Source organism: Pontibacter populi (assembly GCF_019336435.1).
Taxonomy (GTDB): Bacteria; Bacteroidota; Bacteroidia; order Cytophagales; family Hymenobacteraceae; genus Pontibacter; species Pontibacter humidus.
On sequence record NZ_JAHWXQ010000002.1, the window covers coordinates 697204 to 714024 of the forward strand.

At 45.7% G+C, this 16821-nt stretch carries 14 protein-coding genes and 1 pseudogene; 10 read left to right on the plus strand and 5 right to left on the minus strand.

The genetic code is table 11. The features are described from left to right. The first annotated feature begins 1 nt into the window (after window position 1). From KYK27_RS09510 to KYK27_RS09535, 6 genes and pseudogenes are all read left to right on the plus strand, one after another. Window positions 2-1381, plus strand: coding sequence for an undecaprenyl-phosphate glucose phosphotransferase (locus tag KYK27_RS09510; protein WP_199109785.1), 1380 nt, complete (start codon window positions 2-4; stop codon window positions 1379-1381). A 134-nt stretch (window positions 1382-1515) separates the two neighbouring features. After that, window positions 1516-2919, plus strand: coding sequence for a histidine--tRNA ligase (gene hisS, locus KYK27_RS09515; RefSeq protein ID WP_199109786.1), 1404 nt, complete (start codon window positions 1516-1518; stop codon window positions 2917-2919). Window position 2920: 1 nt separating this feature from the next. Beyond that, the gene (hutH, locus tag KYK27_RS09520; RefSeq protein ID WP_199109787.1) at window positions 2921-4414 is read left to right on the plus strand and encodes a histidine ammonia-lyase; all 1494 of its coding nucleotides are present in this window, start codon (window positions 2921-2923) and stop codon (window positions 4412-4414) included. A 207-nt stretch (window positions 4415-4621) separates the two neighbouring features. Then, window positions 4622-6505: a gliding motility-associated C-terminal domain-containing protein gene (locus KYK27_RS18505; protein WP_199109788.1), complete on the plus strand. Its 1884-nt coding sequence runs from the start codon at window positions 4622-4624 to the stop codon at window positions 6503-6505. 135 nt (window positions 6506-6640) lie between these two features. Further along, window positions 6641-6982: pseudogene (locus tag KYK27_RS09530) on the plus strand (YbaB/EbfC family nucleoid-associated protein); the annotation flags it as partial. After that, the gene (locus KYK27_RS09535; protein ID WP_199109790.1) at window positions 6972-7994 is read left to right on the plus strand and encodes a glycosyltransferase family 2 protein; all 1023 of its coding nucleotides are present in this window, start codon (window positions 6972-6974) and stop codon (window positions 7992-7994) included. The pseudogene KYK27_RS09530 and the gene KYK27_RS09535, both read left to right, overlap by 11 nt. Here KYK27_RS09535 and KYK27_RS09540 read toward each other — a convergent pair. Continuing rightward, complete coding sequence (locus tag KYK27_RS09540) at window positions 7989-8207, minus strand: PspC domain-containing protein (RefSeq protein ID WP_162426921.1); 219 nt, start codon at window positions 8205-8207, stop codon at window positions 7989-7991. The two genes, KYK27_RS09535 and KYK27_RS09540, sit on opposite strands and share 6 nt — an antisense overlap. Window positions 8208-8338: 131 nt before the next feature. Here KYK27_RS09540 and KYK27_RS09545 point away from each other — a divergent pair, with 131 nt between their 5' ends. Beyond that, window positions 8339-10114: a tetratricopeptide repeat protein gene (locus KYK27_RS09545; protein ID WP_199109791.1), complete on the plus strand. Its 1776-nt coding sequence runs from the start codon at window positions 8339-8341 to the stop codon at window positions 10112-10114. Window positions 10115-10174: 60 nt separating this feature from the next. Then, window positions 10175-11182: a pyruvate dehydrogenase complex E1 component subunit beta gene (locus KYK27_RS09550; protein ID WP_255532088.1), complete on the plus strand. Its 1008-nt coding sequence runs from the start codon at window positions 10175-10177 to the stop codon at window positions 11180-11182. Window positions 11183-11212: 30 nt separating this feature from the next. Here KYK27_RS09550 and KYK27_RS09555 read toward each other — a convergent pair whose 3' ends face one another. After that, window positions 11213-12169, minus strand: coding sequence for a YihY/virulence factor BrkB family protein (locus KYK27_RS09555; RefSeq protein ID WP_199109793.1), 957 nt, complete (start codon window positions 12167-12169; stop codon window positions 11213-11215). A 332-nt stretch (window positions 12170-12501) separates the two neighbouring features. Further along, window positions 12502-13215, minus strand: a complete 714-nt coding sequence (locus tag KYK27_RS09560) for a class I SAM-dependent methyltransferase (RefSeq protein WP_199109794.1) — start codon at window positions 13213-13215, stop codon at window positions 12502-12504. Window positions 13216-13448: 233 nt separating this feature from the next. Here KYK27_RS09560 and KYK27_RS09565 point away from each other — a divergent pair, with 233 nt between their 5' ends. Both KYK27_RS09565 and KYK27_RS09570 read left to right on the plus strand, forming a co-directional pair. Then, window positions 13449-13982, plus strand: a complete 534-nt coding sequence (locus KYK27_RS09565; protein ID WP_199109795.1) for a DinB family protein — start codon at window positions 13449-13451, stop codon at window positions 13980-13982. 62 nt (window positions 13983-14044) lie between these two features. After that, window positions 14045-14650, plus strand: a complete 606-nt coding sequence (locus tag KYK27_RS09570) for a DUF429 domain-containing protein (RefSeq protein WP_199109796.1) — start codon at window positions 14045-14047, stop codon at window positions 14648-14650. Here the strand turns inward: KYK27_RS09570 and KYK27_RS09575 are convergent. After that, the gene (locus KYK27_RS09575) at window positions 14647-15255 is read right to left on the minus strand and encodes a hypothetical protein (protein ID WP_199109797.1); all 609 of its coding nucleotides are present in this window, start codon (window positions 15253-15255) and stop codon (window positions 14647-14649) included. The genes KYK27_RS09570 and KYK27_RS09575 overlap by 4 nt on opposite strands. Window positions 15256-15643: 388 nt before the next feature. Beyond that, entirely contained in the window at window positions 15644-16819 is a 1176-nt protein-coding gene (locus KYK27_RS09580; RefSeq protein ID WP_199109798.1) for a thioredoxin family protein, read from the minus strand. Window positions 16820-16821 lie beyond the last annotated feature (2 nt).

The following is a 16821-nucleotide window of genomic DNA, read 5'->3' on the forward strand; positions in this document are numbered from 1 at the left end:
AGTGCCGGGACTTTACTCCAAATACATTAAACCAATACACGCCATAGGCGATGCCTCTGCAATAGTAACCTCGATTATAAGTTCTTCTGTTATTTTGTTTGGCAAAGTTAATCCTACTACCACAAACAGATTCCTCGAACTAATCATATTTTCCCTGCTTACCTGGTTTGTTTGCTCCTCTTTCTTAAAATCTTATAAATTCTACAGGGTAACTAATCTAACACGTATTATCTTAAACGTGCTGAAGGTTATTGCTCTGTTCATTATTATACTGGAAGCCACACTTAATATAACTGAAGCAGAAGCAAATAGGCAATTCCTATTACTGGCTTACGCTTTACTGACTGGCTTAATTATATCCTGGCGCGTTTCAGTAGTGTTGTCGCTTAGGTATGCCCGAAAGAAAGGTTATAATTACAGGAAGGTAATAATAGTTGGCTTCAGTAAAACAGCTATAGATTTAAGACGCTTTTTTGTTTCAAGACCGGAATATGGCTATAGGTTTCTTGGCTTTTTTGATGACCATAATACCGACAAACCTTATGTAGTTGGGAGTTTCGATGAGATCCAAAACTTTGTTTTAGAGAACGGCGTAGATGAAATCTACTGTAGCCCCTTTAATTTAAAGCGGCAACAAATTGTTAATCTGCTTGATTTTGTGGATAATAACTTAGTACGAATGAAGTTTTTACCAGAGCCGGGCGAGTTACCATACCGTCAGATGAAAGTAGACTTTTATGATGTGCTTCCTGTGCTGATTTTCAGATCAATTCCGTTAGATGATGTAGTAAACAAAGTTATCAAACGCACATTTGATATCGTATTCTCACTTGCAGTTATTATACTAATATTATCCTGGTTAATTCCTATCCTTGGTATACTAATAAAGCTCAACTCTAAAGGACCAGTATTTTTTAAACAGTATCGCACTGGTCTGGATAACAAGAAATTTAAGTGCTGGAAGTTGCGTACCATGACGGCGAATGGTGAGTCTGATTCTCAACAGGCTAAGCGTGGGGATGCCAGAATTACGTCAATTGGTGCATTCTTAAGAAAGACCAGTTTAGACGAGTTCCCTCAGTTTTTTAATGTTTTGCGCGGCAATATGTCTGTTGTTGGCCCCAGGCCACACATGTTACAGCATACGGAGCAATACTCCAGGATAGTAAATAAGTTTATGGTGAGGCATTTCATTAAGCCTGGTATAACTGGCCTGTCGCAGGTAAGAGGCTTTAGAGGTGAAACTACCGAAGTACACCAGATGCGCGGCAGAATTAAGCTTGACATATTTTATCTCGAGCATTGGTCGTTCTTCCTGGATATGAAGATTATTTTTCATACCGTAATCAACATTTTTAGAGGGGAAGACAACGCTTTTTAATTCTGCCCATTGATTCACGAATTACTCAGGATGATTTATACCTCTGAGAAAGTGTAAATACCTGTTACCTATTTAATAAAAGCATCTACCCTTTTACATTGGTTTTTGTAACTTCGCCGGCAAAGTTTTTGAGCATGAGCAAAGAGAAACCAAGTTTACCAAAAGGAACCCGCGATTTTGGCCCTGCTGTTGTGGCTAAGCGTAACTATATATTCAATACCATCCGCCGCACCTTCGAGAAATTCGGCTACCTGCCCCTCGAAACCCCGGCCATGGAGCAGCTCTCAGTTCTTACCGGCAAATATGGCGACGAAGGCGACCAGTTGATCTTCAAGATCCTGAACTCCGGCGATTACCTGGGCAAAACCACACCTGCAGATATTGAGCAGGGTTCTAAACACCTGATCCGTAAGATTTCTGAAAAAGCGTTGCGTTATGACCTGACTGTACCGTTTGCCCGTTTCGTGGTGATGAACCGCAACGAGATCACCTTCCCGTTCAAGCGTTACCAGATTCAGCCGGTTTGGCGTGCCGACCGTCCGCAGAAAGGCCGCTACCGCGAGTTTTACCAGTGCGATGCTGATGTGGTAGGCACTAACTCGCTGCTTTGCGAAGCTGAAATTGTGCAGATGATCGACGAAGTACTGACTACCCTTGGCCTGACTGATTTCACGATAAAAATAAACCACCGCGGCGTGCTGGCTGGCATTGCCGAAGCCATCGGCGAGAAAGGCCGTGAAGGTGACATTTGTGTGGCCATAGATAAGCTGGATAAAATTGGTGCAGAAGGCGTGCGTAAAGAGCTGCTGGAGCGTGGCATCTCGGAAGAAGCCGTTGGTAAACTGGAGCCACTTTATAGTTTGGAAGGCGACAACCAGAATCTACTGCAACAACTGCAAACTATACTGGGCAACACCGAAGAAGGCCAGCGCGGCCTGAAAGACCTGAATGAAGTTTGGACCTACCTGGATAACCTGGGCAGCAATGCGCTAACGACAGAAAACCCATCAGGCAACCCGCGTCTGCAACTGGATGTAACCTTGGCCCGTGGCCTCTCCTACTATACCGGATGCATTTTCGAGGTGAAGGTGAACAACGTGAGCATGGGCAGCATCAGTGGTGGTGGCCGTTACGATAACCTGACAGGTATGTTCGGTTTGCCGGGTGTGTCAGGTGTGGGCTTCTCGTTTGGCGTAGACCGCATTTACGATGTGCTGGAAGAACTGGATCTTTTCCCGGCCAATGCACAAATGAGTACAAAGGTACTCATTGTGCAGTTTGATAAAGAATCTGAACTATACGCCCTGCCGTTGCTACAGAAACTACGCGATGCCGGCATCTCGTCGGAATTATACCCGGAAGCAGCCAAACTGAAAAAACAGATGGGCTACGCCGATCAGAAAAATATACCGTTCGTGCTGCTGGTTGGCTCCGAAGAAATGGCAAGCGGCAAACTAAAGCTCCGCGACATGCAGACCGGCGAACAGGACGAACTATACATTGATGACATTATTGCCCAGCTGAAAGACATAGCCTAACATGAGCAACGTACACCACATTTCCGGCGAGCACCTGAGCCTGGAACGCATACAGGAGATCATTTCCGGCAACTATAGTTTGGCCCTCTCCGAAGATGCCGAACAGCGCATCCAGAAATGCTACGACTACCTGCAGGATAAAATGAAGCAGAACGAGCAGAGCATTTACGGCATTAACACCGGCTTTGGCTCACTCTATAAAAACAAGATCTCGAACCAGGACTTGGAGCAGCTGCAACGCAACCTGATGATGTCGCACGCATGTGGCACCGGGCAGGAAGTGCCGCGGGAAGTGGTAAAACTGATGTTGCTGTTAAAAGTGCAGTCGCTGGCGTACGGGCATAGTGGTGTGCAGTTGCAGACGGTAAAAAGGCTTATCGATTTCTATAACCGCGACATTTACCCGATCGTTTACCAGCAAGGCTCGCTAGGTGCAAGCGGCGACCTGGCTCCTTTAGCGCATCTTTGCCTGCCGCTGATTGGTTTAGGCGAGGTGCATTTCCAGGGCTATAAACTCGAAAGCCGACACGTGCTGGAAATGTTTAGCTGGCAACCGATCGCGCTAAAAGCAAAAGAAGGACTGGCCCTGCTGAACGGTACGCAGTTTATGAGCGCTTACGGCGTTTACAACCTATTACAGGCACGCCGCCTTTCTGCTCAGGCTGATTTAATTGGAGCTTTGTCGCTAGATGGATTCGATGGCAGAATTGAGCCGTTTAATGAGTTAATTCATAAAGTTCGTCCGCATAAAGGACAATTACAGACTGCAGAGAACTTCAGAAACCTGCTGGAAGGCAGCGAGCTTATAGTTCAGGATAAAGTGCATGTGCAGGATCCGTATTCGTTCCGTTGCATTCCGCAGGTGCATGGTGCCAGTAAAGATGCCTTGCGATACGCCGAAGATGTGTTCCTGACCGAGATCAATTCCGTTACCGATAACCCGAACATTTTCCCCGACGAAGACGAGATCATTTCGGGCGGTAACTTCCATGGGCAGCCACTTGCGCTGGCGTTAGATTTCATGGCGATTGCAATGGCAGAACTGGGCAGTATATCCGAGCGCCGCAGTTATCTACTTATTTCAGGTACACGTGGATTGCCAGACTTTTTAGTAGCCGAGCCGGGATTAAACTCTGGTTTTATGATCACGCAGTACACCGCGGCATCTATAGTTAGCCAGAACAAACAATTTTGTACACCAGCTTCTATCGATACAATTCCATCTTCAAACGGACAGGAAGACCACGTAAGCATGGGTGCCAATGCCGCTACAAAACTATACCAGGTAGTTCAGAACGTAGAACGCGTATTGGCTATAGAGTTGATGCACGCTGCACAGGCTATTGACTTCCGTCGTCCTTTGAAAACATCAACTGTACTAGAGCAGCTTTATAGTTCATTCCGCGAGGTAGTGCCGTTTGTATCGACAGACCGCGTGCTACATGATGATATAATGAAGAGCATTGATTTTCTGAGGAAGTATAAACTATCTTAATCAGGATTTTAAGGGCAATAGGATTTCTTCTGAACCACAGAATAAAATTGAATTGACAGAGGGACCGGATCTATAGTTTGTGATCAGGTTAATCAATAAAATCCGTTTTAATCTGTGGTTCAGACATTTTTTAGGTAAATTTATAAGATCTCTATACAAACTATAGTTACCTTGAATAAGCACTTCTTTCTACTTCTTTTAACCTTAGTGCTAAGTATTACAGCGCATGCCCAGGAAAGGTGCTTCAAGGCTTATGCAGATCCAAACTATATTGTCGAGATTACCAGTTTTTGCGTTGGCCAGACAGTATATTTTAAGGATTGCGCTGGTGTGGATGCAGATAAGGAATATTATGATTACGACAAAAAAAATGGAGTTGATTTTAGCACGGTAGAAGCTAAACAAAAATCTTATAAGTTTACTGTTCCCGGACCTGTTACTGTTACCCAGTTTGCCAATTTAGAGGGAGTCAGCGACTCTTTTGAGCGATCTTTTATAGTTGTTGATACGCCCATCCCCACTTTTACAACTATAGCCTGTGCTAACCGCACCTTTACTATCACGATCACCGACACCAACTATGACTTTTATATAGTCCGGTTTGGCGATAACCAGAGTAAGGTAGTTTACAAAACAGCTACCGGCATTGCTCCCATCGTGCATAAATATGCTAAAGACGGTCCTCACCAAATAACAGTTACGGGTGGCTATGCTGGCGGCACCTGCACTTCACCGATCGCCCGGCAGACTGCTACCGATCTACCGGACTATAGTGCACCTGCCATAGCTACACTTAAAGTACAGACCCAGGATGCTATTGCCGGTAGAATAGATTTTACTTTTAATAACCTGCTTCAAGGGTACACTTACACCCTCAAAAGTAAAACTGAACAGGAAACCAACTATAAAACAGTAGCCAACATTTCACAGAATCAGGCAACCTACACGTTAACTAACTCAAACACAACCTCAACTACCGAATACATCCTGGAAGCTACAGATGCCTGCGGAACTGCTTTACCTGCCTCTGCTATATTTAACAACATACCCCTGACTACCTCCGGCGGAAACGAGCAGGTAACTATAACCTGGAATGGTAAAACGGGACAATACAGGCAATACGAACTATTTCGCAATGGTGCATTGCTGCAAACACTACCCGGAAATGCGCTAACTTTCACCGACACAGATGTGCGCTGCGGACAGCAGGTTTGCTACGAAGTGAAAGGAATTTCAGCAGATGGAAAATCAACTTCAGTTTCAGTACAAAGCTGTATTTCTGTTACTTCAACTATAACTCCGAAGGCGGGGAATCTATTTACAACCTTTAACCTGCAAAACGAAGTTGAATTGACCTTTCAGTTACCAAATGGTGAAATTCTTAAATCGGCTACCTATCAGCGAAGTTTGAACAGTACTCCTTTTACAGATCTTACCACTTCAGAGCAATTAACTCTTACTGACAAACCTGGCACTGCGACTCCGGCTTGTTACCGGGCCACCTTTATAAACCCTTGCGGTATAACCTCTGCTGTGAGCAGCCCGAGTTGCCCGATTATCCTAACTATAATGCAAAACCCAGACGAGTCTGCCAACCTCACCTGGACTAGCTACACTGGCTTCCCGGATGGTGTGGCTAGCTATAGTTTAGAAACCCTGGACGAAAGTGGAAACGTGCTGAAAACTATAACTGTAAGGGCCAACGCACAAGCCGTACGGCTAGCTGACGAACAGGAGCAGATATTCCGGTATCGTATAAAAGCAACCTCTAAAAGCAATGTTGTAACCTACTCCAACAACGAAACTATAAAACTGGAGTATGCCTTGTATGTGCCCAGCGGTTTCACACCGAATGGCGATGGACTGAACGATTTGTTTGAGGTTAAAGGGAAAAGATTTGAAGGCTTCTCTATTCGCGTGATCAGTGGTTTAGGACAGGTGGTTTATAGTTCGGAAGACCGGACTTCTGGGTGGGATGGCGCTTTTAACGGCAAACCGCAGCCGGCAGGCATCTATGCCTACGAAGTGATTCTGAAATTACAGGATGGCACTACCAAACGCCGAACAGGAACTGTAACACTCATCAGGTAACCATCTATAGTTTCCGGCTATTCTTATAATCTGCCAAGTAATCCTGCTACGTTTTCTGCTTTCTGAGAATATGCTTGTATATTTGGTATGCGATTGCGTTATAGTTAAAAAACCGCATTTAGATTTAAAAACAACACGCTTATGTTTGATATGATGGGCATGATGGGCAAAATGAAAGAAGTCCAGGCCAAACTGAAAGAAGCACAAGATAACCTGCAATATATTACTGTATCAGCCGAAGCCGGCGCCGGTTTGGTAAAAGCTACCGTGAACGGCCAGCGCAAGCTGCTTAAAATTGAGATCGACGAATCATTGCTGAACGTGAACGACCGCGAAATGGTGAATGACCTGGTTGTAGCCGCCGTGAACAACGCGATGCTGACAGCTACCGAGCGCGCGCAGGAAGAAATGAAGAAGCATACTTCCGGACTTTTACCTAACATCCCAGGCTTAGATCTCGGAAACTTTGGCTTATAGTACCAGTCGCACGGCTATTGTTATTCTTAACTGGAATGGCCAGCGCTACCTGCAGCAGTTTCTGCCATCGGTGCTCGCCAACAGCCCGGGCTGCGACATTATAGTTGCTGATAATGCCTCTTCGGATGACTCTATAGTTTACCTGGAGCAACATTTTTCGCAGGTTCGTATTATCAGGCACACACAGAATTTTGGTTTTTGCGAAGGCTATAACTTAGCGCTGCAACAGGTTGAGGCCGATTACTATGTACTGCTAAACTCGGATGTGGAAGTTACGCCGGGTTGGGTGGAGCCTATAGTTGCCATGCTGGATGCAGACCAAACGATAGCTGCTTGTCAGCCCAAGATTAATGCGCAGCAGCACCCTGCTTTTCTGGAGCATGCCGGAGCAGCAGGCGGAATGATTGATACATTTGGTTATCCCTTTTGTCGTGGCCGCCTGTTCGAAACCGTGGAAGAAGACCGCGGGCAGTATAACGATGTGCAGGAGATTTTCTGGGCAACCGGGGCCTGTATGTTTGTACGGGCTAAACTATATCACGAGTTGGGAGGGCTGGAGCCTGCTTTTTTTGCGCACATGGAGGAGATAGACCTTTGCTGGCGCGCTAAAAATGCGGGTTATAAGATCATGTATAACGGTAATAGCCGGGTTTACCATGTAGGTGGAGGCACGCTGCACAAATCAAATCCGCGTAAAACGTACCTGAATTTTAGAAACGGACTGGCATTGCTTTACAAGAATCTGCCTGGTTCGGAGCTGATACCAACTATAGTTTTGCGCATTTTAATGGATTGGCTGGCCGCTTTCAGGATGGTGATAGCCGGAGAGACAGCAGATGCACGCGCCGTGCTGGATGCGCATACCGATGTGCTGCGTAACAGCAGCTACTGGCGCAAACGCAGAAAGGCGCAGCAACCTAAAGGCAATTTTGCGCGAATGACAGGCGTTTACAAGGGCAGTATTGTATGGGAATATTTTATACGCCAGAAGCGTACCGTGCCGGAACTATAAATCCCAGACGGTGCTACGCTCACGACGCAGGCTTTTTTGTACGTTCATCCAGAAGGCAAGCATCAGGTAAATAAGTACCGGCGAGCCCATAGTCAGGAACGACACATAAATGAATGACAGGCGAATACTACTGCTGGCGATGCCGAGTTTTTCGCCCAGCATCGTGCACACGCCAAAGGCCTGAGATTCGATAAAATACTGGATCCGTTTCATTAGCATTTCCATTAAGTCTATAAAATTAAGGTATTAACTTTTTTCATCAAAATCAGCCGTCACTTTTAATATAAGCTTAACGGTAAGAAAGGGTTTTGATGTACTTCTACGAACAAACTTTATAACCAGCTATGTCCTGTTACAAAAAAAAGTCTGTAGCCCTGTTCTTTTACATCGCCCTGATAGCCTTTGTTACCAGCAGCTGCACCCTGCACAAAATGGTGCGCCTGGCAAAAAAGCAGGAAATTATAGTACAGCCAACCCCGCTTGTAGCCAACGGCCAGCAGGTAGAATTTGAGCTGAAAGTATCTATGCCACCCAACATTATAAAAGACGGGTACCGCTACAAAATGGATGTGTACTACGAGTATGGCGAGCAACAGCGCGAACAGATCGGGGCTATAAACTTCGAATTTGGTGAGTTTTTGTATGAGAACGGCTGGCCAACTATAACCAAACAATTTTCTTTCCCCTACGCTCCTAAAAAGAACAAAGGCAAGCTGTTTGTGCAGGGCATGGCCATAGAGAAAAAAACAGAAGATGTAAAGTACAGCGACGCAAAGCAGATCGCAACCGGCCTGATCACTACTCCCCTGCTGATCGTGCGTAACAACGAGATCCTTTTCATTCCTGACTCTTACGCCAGCGAAGCCGACAAACCTGCCCAGCTCACGTTTTACTTTGAAGAAAATAACGCCAAGCTGCGCAGCCACCTGGGCTCTAACCTATCCGTGCTCGACCAGTACATAATGGATAATGTAGCCACCCAGGCCGTAACTATAACCGCATCACAGTCGCCGGACGAAACGAAAGAAATGGCCCAGAAGCGGCTGGAGGCAATGGAAAGCTATTACCGCTCTAAACTGGATGCCCTGAACTATACCAACAAGAAAGTAACTATAAAGAAACTGCCGCTTAAAAGTACCTGGGAGCAACTGGTAACTAAAATTAAAGCATCTGCCCTACCAAAAGCTGTAATTCAGGAAGTAGTAACTATAGCCGGAAGCAATTTATCTGATCAGGACAAAGATGAGTCGCTGCAGAAAACACAGGCCAATGAGTATCTGCAACTATACGTATACCCTGCCCTGCGCTTTGCCGAAGTAACTATAAACTATAGCCGCGATAAAAAAGCTGATTACGAACTATACCTATTGGCCAAAAAAATATCCGAAGAAAAAGCCCCGACCGATGCTCTGACGGAACAGGAACTACAACACGCAGCCACGCTTACGCCACTGCTGGCCGAGAAAAAGCAACTCTACGAGGCAGCGGTAAAAACAACTAACAAATGGCCTGCTTACCATAACCTGGGCAAAGTTTATGTAGAGATGGCCCGCAAAGAGTACCGTACCAAAGCGAAACAGGCCTTATTGGCAAAAGCTATCCATAATCTAACCTTTGCCGGTTTCCGGAATCCTACTGCGCCGGTATACTATAGTTTGGCAAGCGCTTACCATGTGCGTGGCGATAAGCTGGAAGCGTTGCAGTATTATGATTATGCTATCAAGCTTGGTGGAAACCCTGAAGAGCTGAAACGCATTTTCGCTGACAAAGCTGCATTGGAAATAGAGATAGGCCAGTTTGATGATGCCATAGAAAGCCTGAAATACTCTGGTAACGGTTACCAGACACAAATGAACCTGGGCCTGAGCTACCTGTTAAAGGAGAACTATGAAGGTGCACAGGAATTTTACAACAGGGCACTGGAACTGCAACCAAACGATGCACTGGCTAACTATAGTTTGGCTGTAATTGCTGCCCGAACTAAAAACGAGCCCATGCTTACCACGCACCTGCGCCAGTCTATGAGAACTGATAATTCTTATACGGTAAAGGCAATTGAGGACATGGAGTTTGATGCTTACCGTACAGGACAAGCATATAAAGATGCGTTTAAACTATAACCAAACTATAAATGCCGGGGCTTGCCTTGTAAATTGAAAGACTTATCTTAATTTTACCAGCTGAACGAGAATAAAACATCTGATATGCGAAGTATACAGTTTAGAGAAGCCCTGCGCGAAGCCATGTCGGAAGAAATGCGCCGCGATAACAGCGTGTTTCTGATGGGTGAAGAAGTAGCAGAATATAACGGTGCTTACAAAGTTAGTCAAGGCATGCTGGACGAATTTGGTCCGGAGCGTGTAATAGATACCCCGATCGCTGAGCTTGGTTTTGCCGGTATCGGTGTAGGTGCATCTATGAACGGGTTACGCCCGATCATCGAATTCATGACATTCAACTTCTCACTGGTTGCTATTGACCAGGTAATTAACGCTGCGGCTAAAATGATGTCGATGTCAGGTGGCCAGTACTCCTGCCCGATCGTTTTCCGTGGCCCGACTGGTAGCGCCGGTATGTTGTCGTCACAGCACTCGCAGAACTTCGAGAACTGGTATGCCAACACGCCAGGTTTAAAGGTTGTAGTGCCTTCTAACCCTTACGATGCAAAAGGCCTGATGAAGTCTGCCATCCGCGATAAAGACCCTGTTATTTTTATGGAGTCTGAGCAGATGTACGGCGATAAAGGTGAAGTGCCTGAAGAAGAATACCTGATTCCGATCGGTGTTGCTGATATCAAGCGCGAGGGCACTGACGTAACTATAGTTTCTTTTGGTAAGATGATGAAAGTAGCCCTGGCTGCTGCTGAAGAACTGGCAAAAGATGGTATCAATGCGGAAGTAATTGACCTGCGCACGGTTCGTCCTATCGACTATAAAACCCTGATCGAGTCTGTTAAAAAGACAAACCGCATGGTGGTAGTTGAAGAAGCATGGCCGCTGGCATCTATCTCTTCTGAGCTGGCGTACCACATCCAGAGCAACGCGTTTGATTATATGGATGCTCCGGTTAAACGTGTTACCTGCCGCGACGTTCCGCTTCCGTATGCACCTACGCTTATTGAGGCATCTTTGCCAAACGTAGCGCGTACAATCGAAGCTGTTAAACAAGTAATGTACACCAAAGCATAATCAGCTTTAAACCCTGATAAGAAAGGCGACTTATAACGAGTCGCCTTTTTCTTTGCTTTTCACTTCTACTTTGCCGGTATCGGTATCAATCTCCACTTCCTTTTTTTTTACTTTAACGGCGGTATCTTCGGGCTCTATCTTTTTTTCATGGGCTTTGGAATAAACCTGCGTAAACTCGGCCCCAAACAGGAAAATAACCGCCGTATAGTACACCCAAACCAGTATCAGCACCAATGAGCCAGCTGCGCCATAGGTATCAGCCAGCGGTTCGTGTTGAAAGTAAATGTTGAGTACATATTTGCCCAGCACAAAAAGTACAGATGTAACAATAGCTCCCACCCACACATTTTTCCAGCGTATCTTGGCATCGGGCAGTACCCGGTAAATGGCAGCAAAAATGACGGTACTGATAACGAGCGACACAAGAAGGTTACCTATTGTGATGATATAAATAGCTACGCCCGAAAACTGATTTCGCAGGAACTCATACACTATGCCCAAGGCTACATCAATAGATAGCGACACCAACAACAGAAAACCCATACTGATAACCATCGCCAGCGAAAGTACACGACCAATCAGCAGTTTCAGCCAGCCCTTCTCAATTTTGGCTTTTACTTCCCACATGGCATTCAAAGAGTCTTGTAGCGCTACAAAAACGGTGGTTGCCGAGAAGATCATGGTAGCAACGCCAACTATAGTTCCGATAGTAGTAGCATCTGAAAGGGCTGCATTCTCGATGATACTTTGAAACTGCGTTGCACTGTTCTGGCCAACTATGCCGCCCAACTGTTTTACAACCTCGCCTTTTACGGCTTCCTGCCCGAAGGCTGCCCCCGCAATACGAATGGTAATGATTAGCACCGCCGGGAGCGAAAAGATGGTGTAGAAACCGATAATAGCCGCATAATCCAGCGGATTATCGTCCACGAACTCTTTAAAGGTCTGCTTAGTGATCTCCCATATAGAGGCAACACGTTTGTTCATGTGCTTATAGCTATAGTTGTAACGGCTAGTTGTTTGCTCGAAATCAGCTATAGGTACGGGAAACTATAGTTTGTTGATGCTTTAGTTTTAGGATGGACTGTAACTGCTCTCGTTCGCGTCCCGCGAGTATTGAGCTATCCTTCTGCCTTTGGCCACCTCAAACTATAGTTTAAATTAGAACACAAAAAATAAAACTACGTGGCGGGACGCCATCTGTAACTCACATTTGCTGGACGCGAGCGAGGGCAGAGTAACTATACTTTCTGAAAGAGCGAATAAATTTGTCTTGTGCCCATTTCATTGTTGAAATAAAAATCAAAGTAAGAAAAAACCTACTCCTGCAATACCAGCTTCGCCAAGTAATTACCGTTTTCACCCTCATACAGCACCTCCATTGAAAAGCCGTGTTCTTCGGCGTATTGCTCCAGCAGGCCGGCATCTATAAAGAGCCACTTAAACATGCCGCTTTCGTGGGTTTTATAGCGCATGTTATACTCCACTTCGCCATAGTAGCCAGCATTCAGGTCAAGCAGCACCGAGCCGTCTTCCTGTTCATACATGTATAGTATATCCGACGACTCCAGCAGGATCTGGCCGCCCGGGTTAAGGATAGTTTTAGCATGCACCAGGAACCTGTAAAGCCCGAATAGGTCGCCAACTATACCAATGCCGTTCATCAGCATCAGCAGGGTGTCGTATTTCTGATCTTTTAGAGTAAGTACATCAGCAAGAAGTACGTTCTCTACGCCGCGCTTCCGCATGGCTTCTACGGCTCCTTCCGAAATATCCAAGGCAGTTACCTTCAGCCCATGCTCTTGCAACAACAAACTATGGCAACCGGCTCCGGCACCCACATCCAGCACGTGGCCACGGCATTCCTGTAAGGCTATCGTTTCAAGTTCAGGCATTTCTTCTTCCTGCCTGAAAAGGTAATCTACAGGTATAATATCGTCTTCGGTCAGGTTGGAGGCAACAGTTATACTACCGTTCTTTTTACCCTGCAGGTAATCATTTATAGCAGCGCCGATCGGGTCGTTCTTAATCATCTTGTAAAGTTACGAAAAGTAAAGTTTGGCGGAATATTGGCATTAGAAAATACTTTTTTGAACTATACTAATTATATGAATCCACTAATACTATATCACTCACCTTACTATCAACCTGTTACACAAAATACCCACAGCGCACTTGTTGCATTTATTAAAAAAATATGTAGCTTTAGCAGCAATACTTGATCTTTTAGCCCATGAGTTCAGCAGTTTTTAGTCCCGTTCTATTTATGAATCCGAAACTGGAAGTTAAATACTTATACCTTGAGAAGTCGCGTAACAAGCTGCTTAACGACCTGCAAGGCATAGACGATACGTTACTCAACACCTGCCCTGCTGAAGGGAAATGGTCTATTGGGCAGATTGCCGCCCATCTGTTGCAGGTAGAGCAGCTAACGATCGGCTACATACAGAACAAGTTAAGCAAAGAGGAAGAACTGCACACAGCATCTATAAAGAATATGGTGAGTTCAGTGATACTAAAAGTGGCGCTTAACTCCGGCATGAAATTTAAAGCCCCGAAAGTTGCCGCCTCGGTTCCGGATGTGGTTTCGCTGGATAAAGTGCGTACCCAGTGGGACGAGACCAGGTATAAACTGGAAGACCTGCTAACCGAAATTCCACCTGCCATGCTGGATAAATGCCTGTTTCGCCACCCGTATGCCGGTATGTTAAACGCTTCCCAGACGCTTACATTTTTACAGGATCATTTCAACCACCATCTGCACCAGATAAACCACCTCAAGCAGCAGCTTACAAACTAAGCCAACTATAGTTATCCATTGCCGGGTAAGTACGTAAGTATCCTTATTTACAAACTCCAGGTATGGCTTCAGAAAATTTACCCACGTTTATGGGCGTGGACTATGGCTCTAAATTAGCCGGCACTACTGCGGCTGCCATGGTACAAAACGGGCAGATAGAACTATGGCAAAGCGCCCGCGGCCAGGATGCCGATGATTTTCTACTGAAACTGGTTCTGGCTAAAAGGCCTGCTACTGTTTTTATAGATGCCCCACTCACCTTACCCAACGTTTATAGCCAGGTACCATATACTTCCGGAGCCGACTTTTTTTACCGTGCCTGTGACCGGGAAGTACAAGCCATGTCGCCGATGTTTATTGGTGGCTTAACTGCCCGCGCTATAAAACTAAGGACCACCCTTGCCGAAAGCGGAATTGCTGTATTAGAGACGTATCCTACCCAACTCGCACGCTTGCTATTGCCTGACGAAAAAGGCTATAAAAAAGATCTTGCAGCGTTGCCTGTTATAGCGCAACTACTGCAAGATCAGATTAAATACTCCTTTGCGCAACCACCCGCCGACTGGCACCAGTTTGATGCGCTGTTGGCCTGGCTTAGCGGTTACCGTCACCTGTCCGGCGAAGCCAAACTATACGGCGATGCGCAGGAAGGTAGAATTATAGTTTAGTTATTACCACCCAGGTCACCGGCTGTTTCCAGGGTACGGAACTCCATTTGCAGGGCCTTTATTTTAACTTCATCATCAGTGTTCAGTCCTTCGTCCACTTCGTCTTTTCGCTCGTTCAGTGAGTTTAGAACCATTTTAGCCATTTCCCAATCCTCGTCAGTCCAGGAGCCGTGCTGGTTACGCACATTCTCTAAAAACGTAATGTAAACCTGTCGCACATTGCCTTGGGTTATAGTTGCTTTATCGGCGTAAGTACCCAGTAGCTTTTGCTCCCATTCTGCAAGGCGGGCTGCACGGCGCGTCGTTTCGTACTCTTTATCTGCCTTGTTAAACTCATCCTTCAGGTTCTGATAATCCTGCTTCAGCTCATCCGAAAAGTTCTCCTGTTTCACATCGAGTTGCTGTGTACGGGTGGCAAAGTCTTCTTTGGCACGTTTCCAGTCTTCTTCAGTCCTGTCGGCTACATTGTTTGTGGTCTGGCTAACCCAGTTTCTGAAATCGCCGAGTTCATCTTCTACTTCAGCCTCCTTTGAGGCGGAGCAACTGCTCAGCGCAGTACTTGCTGTAAATAGTAATCCGAATAAATATAAAGTAACATGTTTCATAGTTTTGCTATTGTTAAGTGTTGCCTGTTAAATGATGCTTTTAGTACGCAAATATTGCTTTTAAGATATAGTTAAGACGCACCGATAAAGACGTAAGCGATTAATAATCAACACTTTTATTAAACTCCCTGAAATCATCGCCGTACATAATTACAATCACCCTTTCTAATGTCCTGAACAGGAAACTATGTGACCTGTAGTAGTAAAGACTTTTGAGATTTGGAGACCACGCTGCCAGTTGGTGGCTCAAGATTGTAGTAACCTATACTTCGAGTATGCGCGTTTTTAATGCACAAGTGAAGTATAGGTTATTTTTGTAGATAGGGCATAAAAAAGCGGCGGCCCTTGTTTTAAAGAGCCGCCGCCTGATAGGTCAAACTATAGTTCGCTACATTTTTTTGATCTGAGCCAGCAGTTCCTCGGTTCCGGTAACATCGTCGCCGTTCTTTTTGCCTGCCGCAATAGCTTTGTTAGCTGCTTCCAGTGCTTTTTGTTTCTGGCCTAGCTTGTAAAGTAAAGCGGCGTGCGTATCTAAGTTAGCGTAGCCCGGTGCAATGCTCACCGATTTTCTAGCCCACTCCTCCGCTTTCTGCAGCATGGCTTTGTCCTCTATCGTTTCGTAGTATTTCCAGGCAATGGTGTTCAGGCGGTTGGCGTCGTTACTGAAGTACGTGTCGTATAGTTTAGTATTTGCAGCGTGGTATTTTGGTAAATCCTGCTTGCGCTCGTAGTAAACAGCATCAGCAAATAGCACCGATCTTTCTGCGTCTTTCAGGTTCAGCTTGGTAAGGTCGGTTTTCAGTTTCGTGAATTCTGCATCTTTGCCTTCGTAAGCAGCACGGTTCAGAGCCATACCATACACACTCAGTATCTTGTTATTTACAGAATCTGCCGTGTACTTCTTTGCAAAGGCTTCTCTGTTTTTAACCAGGTGTGTGAAAGTAGGGGACTCTACAGTATTGATATTCTCGTAGATCAGTTTCCAGTTGCCACGCTCCAGCAACTGATCAGACTTTTGGGTAGCAAAATAAGCTTCGGCTACTTTGCCAGCATCCAGAGCTGCTTCGTTCAGCACCTTCAGGTAACCCATCATAAAGTCAGCAGAGCGCTCACCACCTTCAAATTTCTTTTGGTAGGATGCAAAGTTCTTAGCCGGATCTTTGGCTATAGTTGCTACATCCATGAACATTTCGGCCGGGCGAGCACCAACCGTGCGGTGCATTACACTTCCATCTGCTGCTAAAAACAGGAAGCTTGGGTAAGCCTGTACTTCGTACTTTTTCGCCATTTCTATGCCTTCGCCTTTCTCCATGTCCAGTTTATAGTTCACGAAGTTGGTGTTAAAATATTCAGCTACAGCATCGTTCACAAACACGTTCTTATCCATCCACTTACACGGTCCGCACCACGTTGTATAAGCATCAATAAATATCGGTTTTTTCTCGGCTTTGGCCTGTGCCAGAATCTCGGCTACGGTACCTTTCCGAAAGTTGATTTCTTTGGTTTGCGCCCAGGCGCTGCTGCTTACCAGCAGGGCCAGCAGCCATAGTACTGATCTTTTCATAT

Bases quoted from the DNA above. Each gene is read 5' to 3' on its own strand.
- hisS (WP_199109786.1), top strand. From the start codon at position 1,516: ATGAGCAAAGAGAAACCAAGTTTACCAAAAGGAACCCGCGATTTTGGC.
- hutH (WP_199109787.1), top strand. From the start codon at position 2,921: ATGAGCAACGTACACCACATTTCCGGCGAGCACCTGAGCCTGGAACGC.
- KYK27_RS09540 (WP_162426921.1), bottom strand. From the start codon at position 8,207: ATGAAACGGATCCAGTATTTTATCGAATCTCAGGCCTTTGGCGTGTGC.
- KYK27_RS09545 (WP_199109791.1), top strand. From the start codon at position 8,339: ATGTCCTGTTACAAAAAAAAGTCTGTAGCCCTGTTCTTTTACATCGCC.
- KYK27_RS09555 (WP_199109793.1), bottom strand. From the start codon at position 12,169: ATGAACAAACGTGTTGCCTCTATATGGGAGATCACTAAGCAGACCTTT.
- KYK27_RS09560 (WP_199109794.1), bottom strand. From the start codon at position 13,215: ATGATTAAGAACGACCCGATCGGCGCTGCTATAAATGATTACCTGCAG.
- KYK27_RS09565 (WP_199109795.1), top strand. From the start codon at position 13,449: ATGAATCCGAAACTGGAAGTTAAATACTTATACCTTGAGAAGTCGCGT.
- KYK27_RS09570 (WP_199109796.1), top strand. From the start codon at position 14,045: ATGGCTTCAGAAAATTTACCCACGTTTATGGGCGTGGACTATGGCTCT.
- KYK27_RS09575 (WP_199109797.1), bottom strand. From the start codon at position 15,255: ATGAAACATGTTACTTTATATTTATTCGGATTACTATTTACAGCAAGT.
- KYK27_RS09580 (WP_199109798.1), bottom strand. From the start codon at position 16,819: ATGAAAAGATCAGTACTATGGCTGCTGGCCCTGCTGGTAAGCAGCAGC.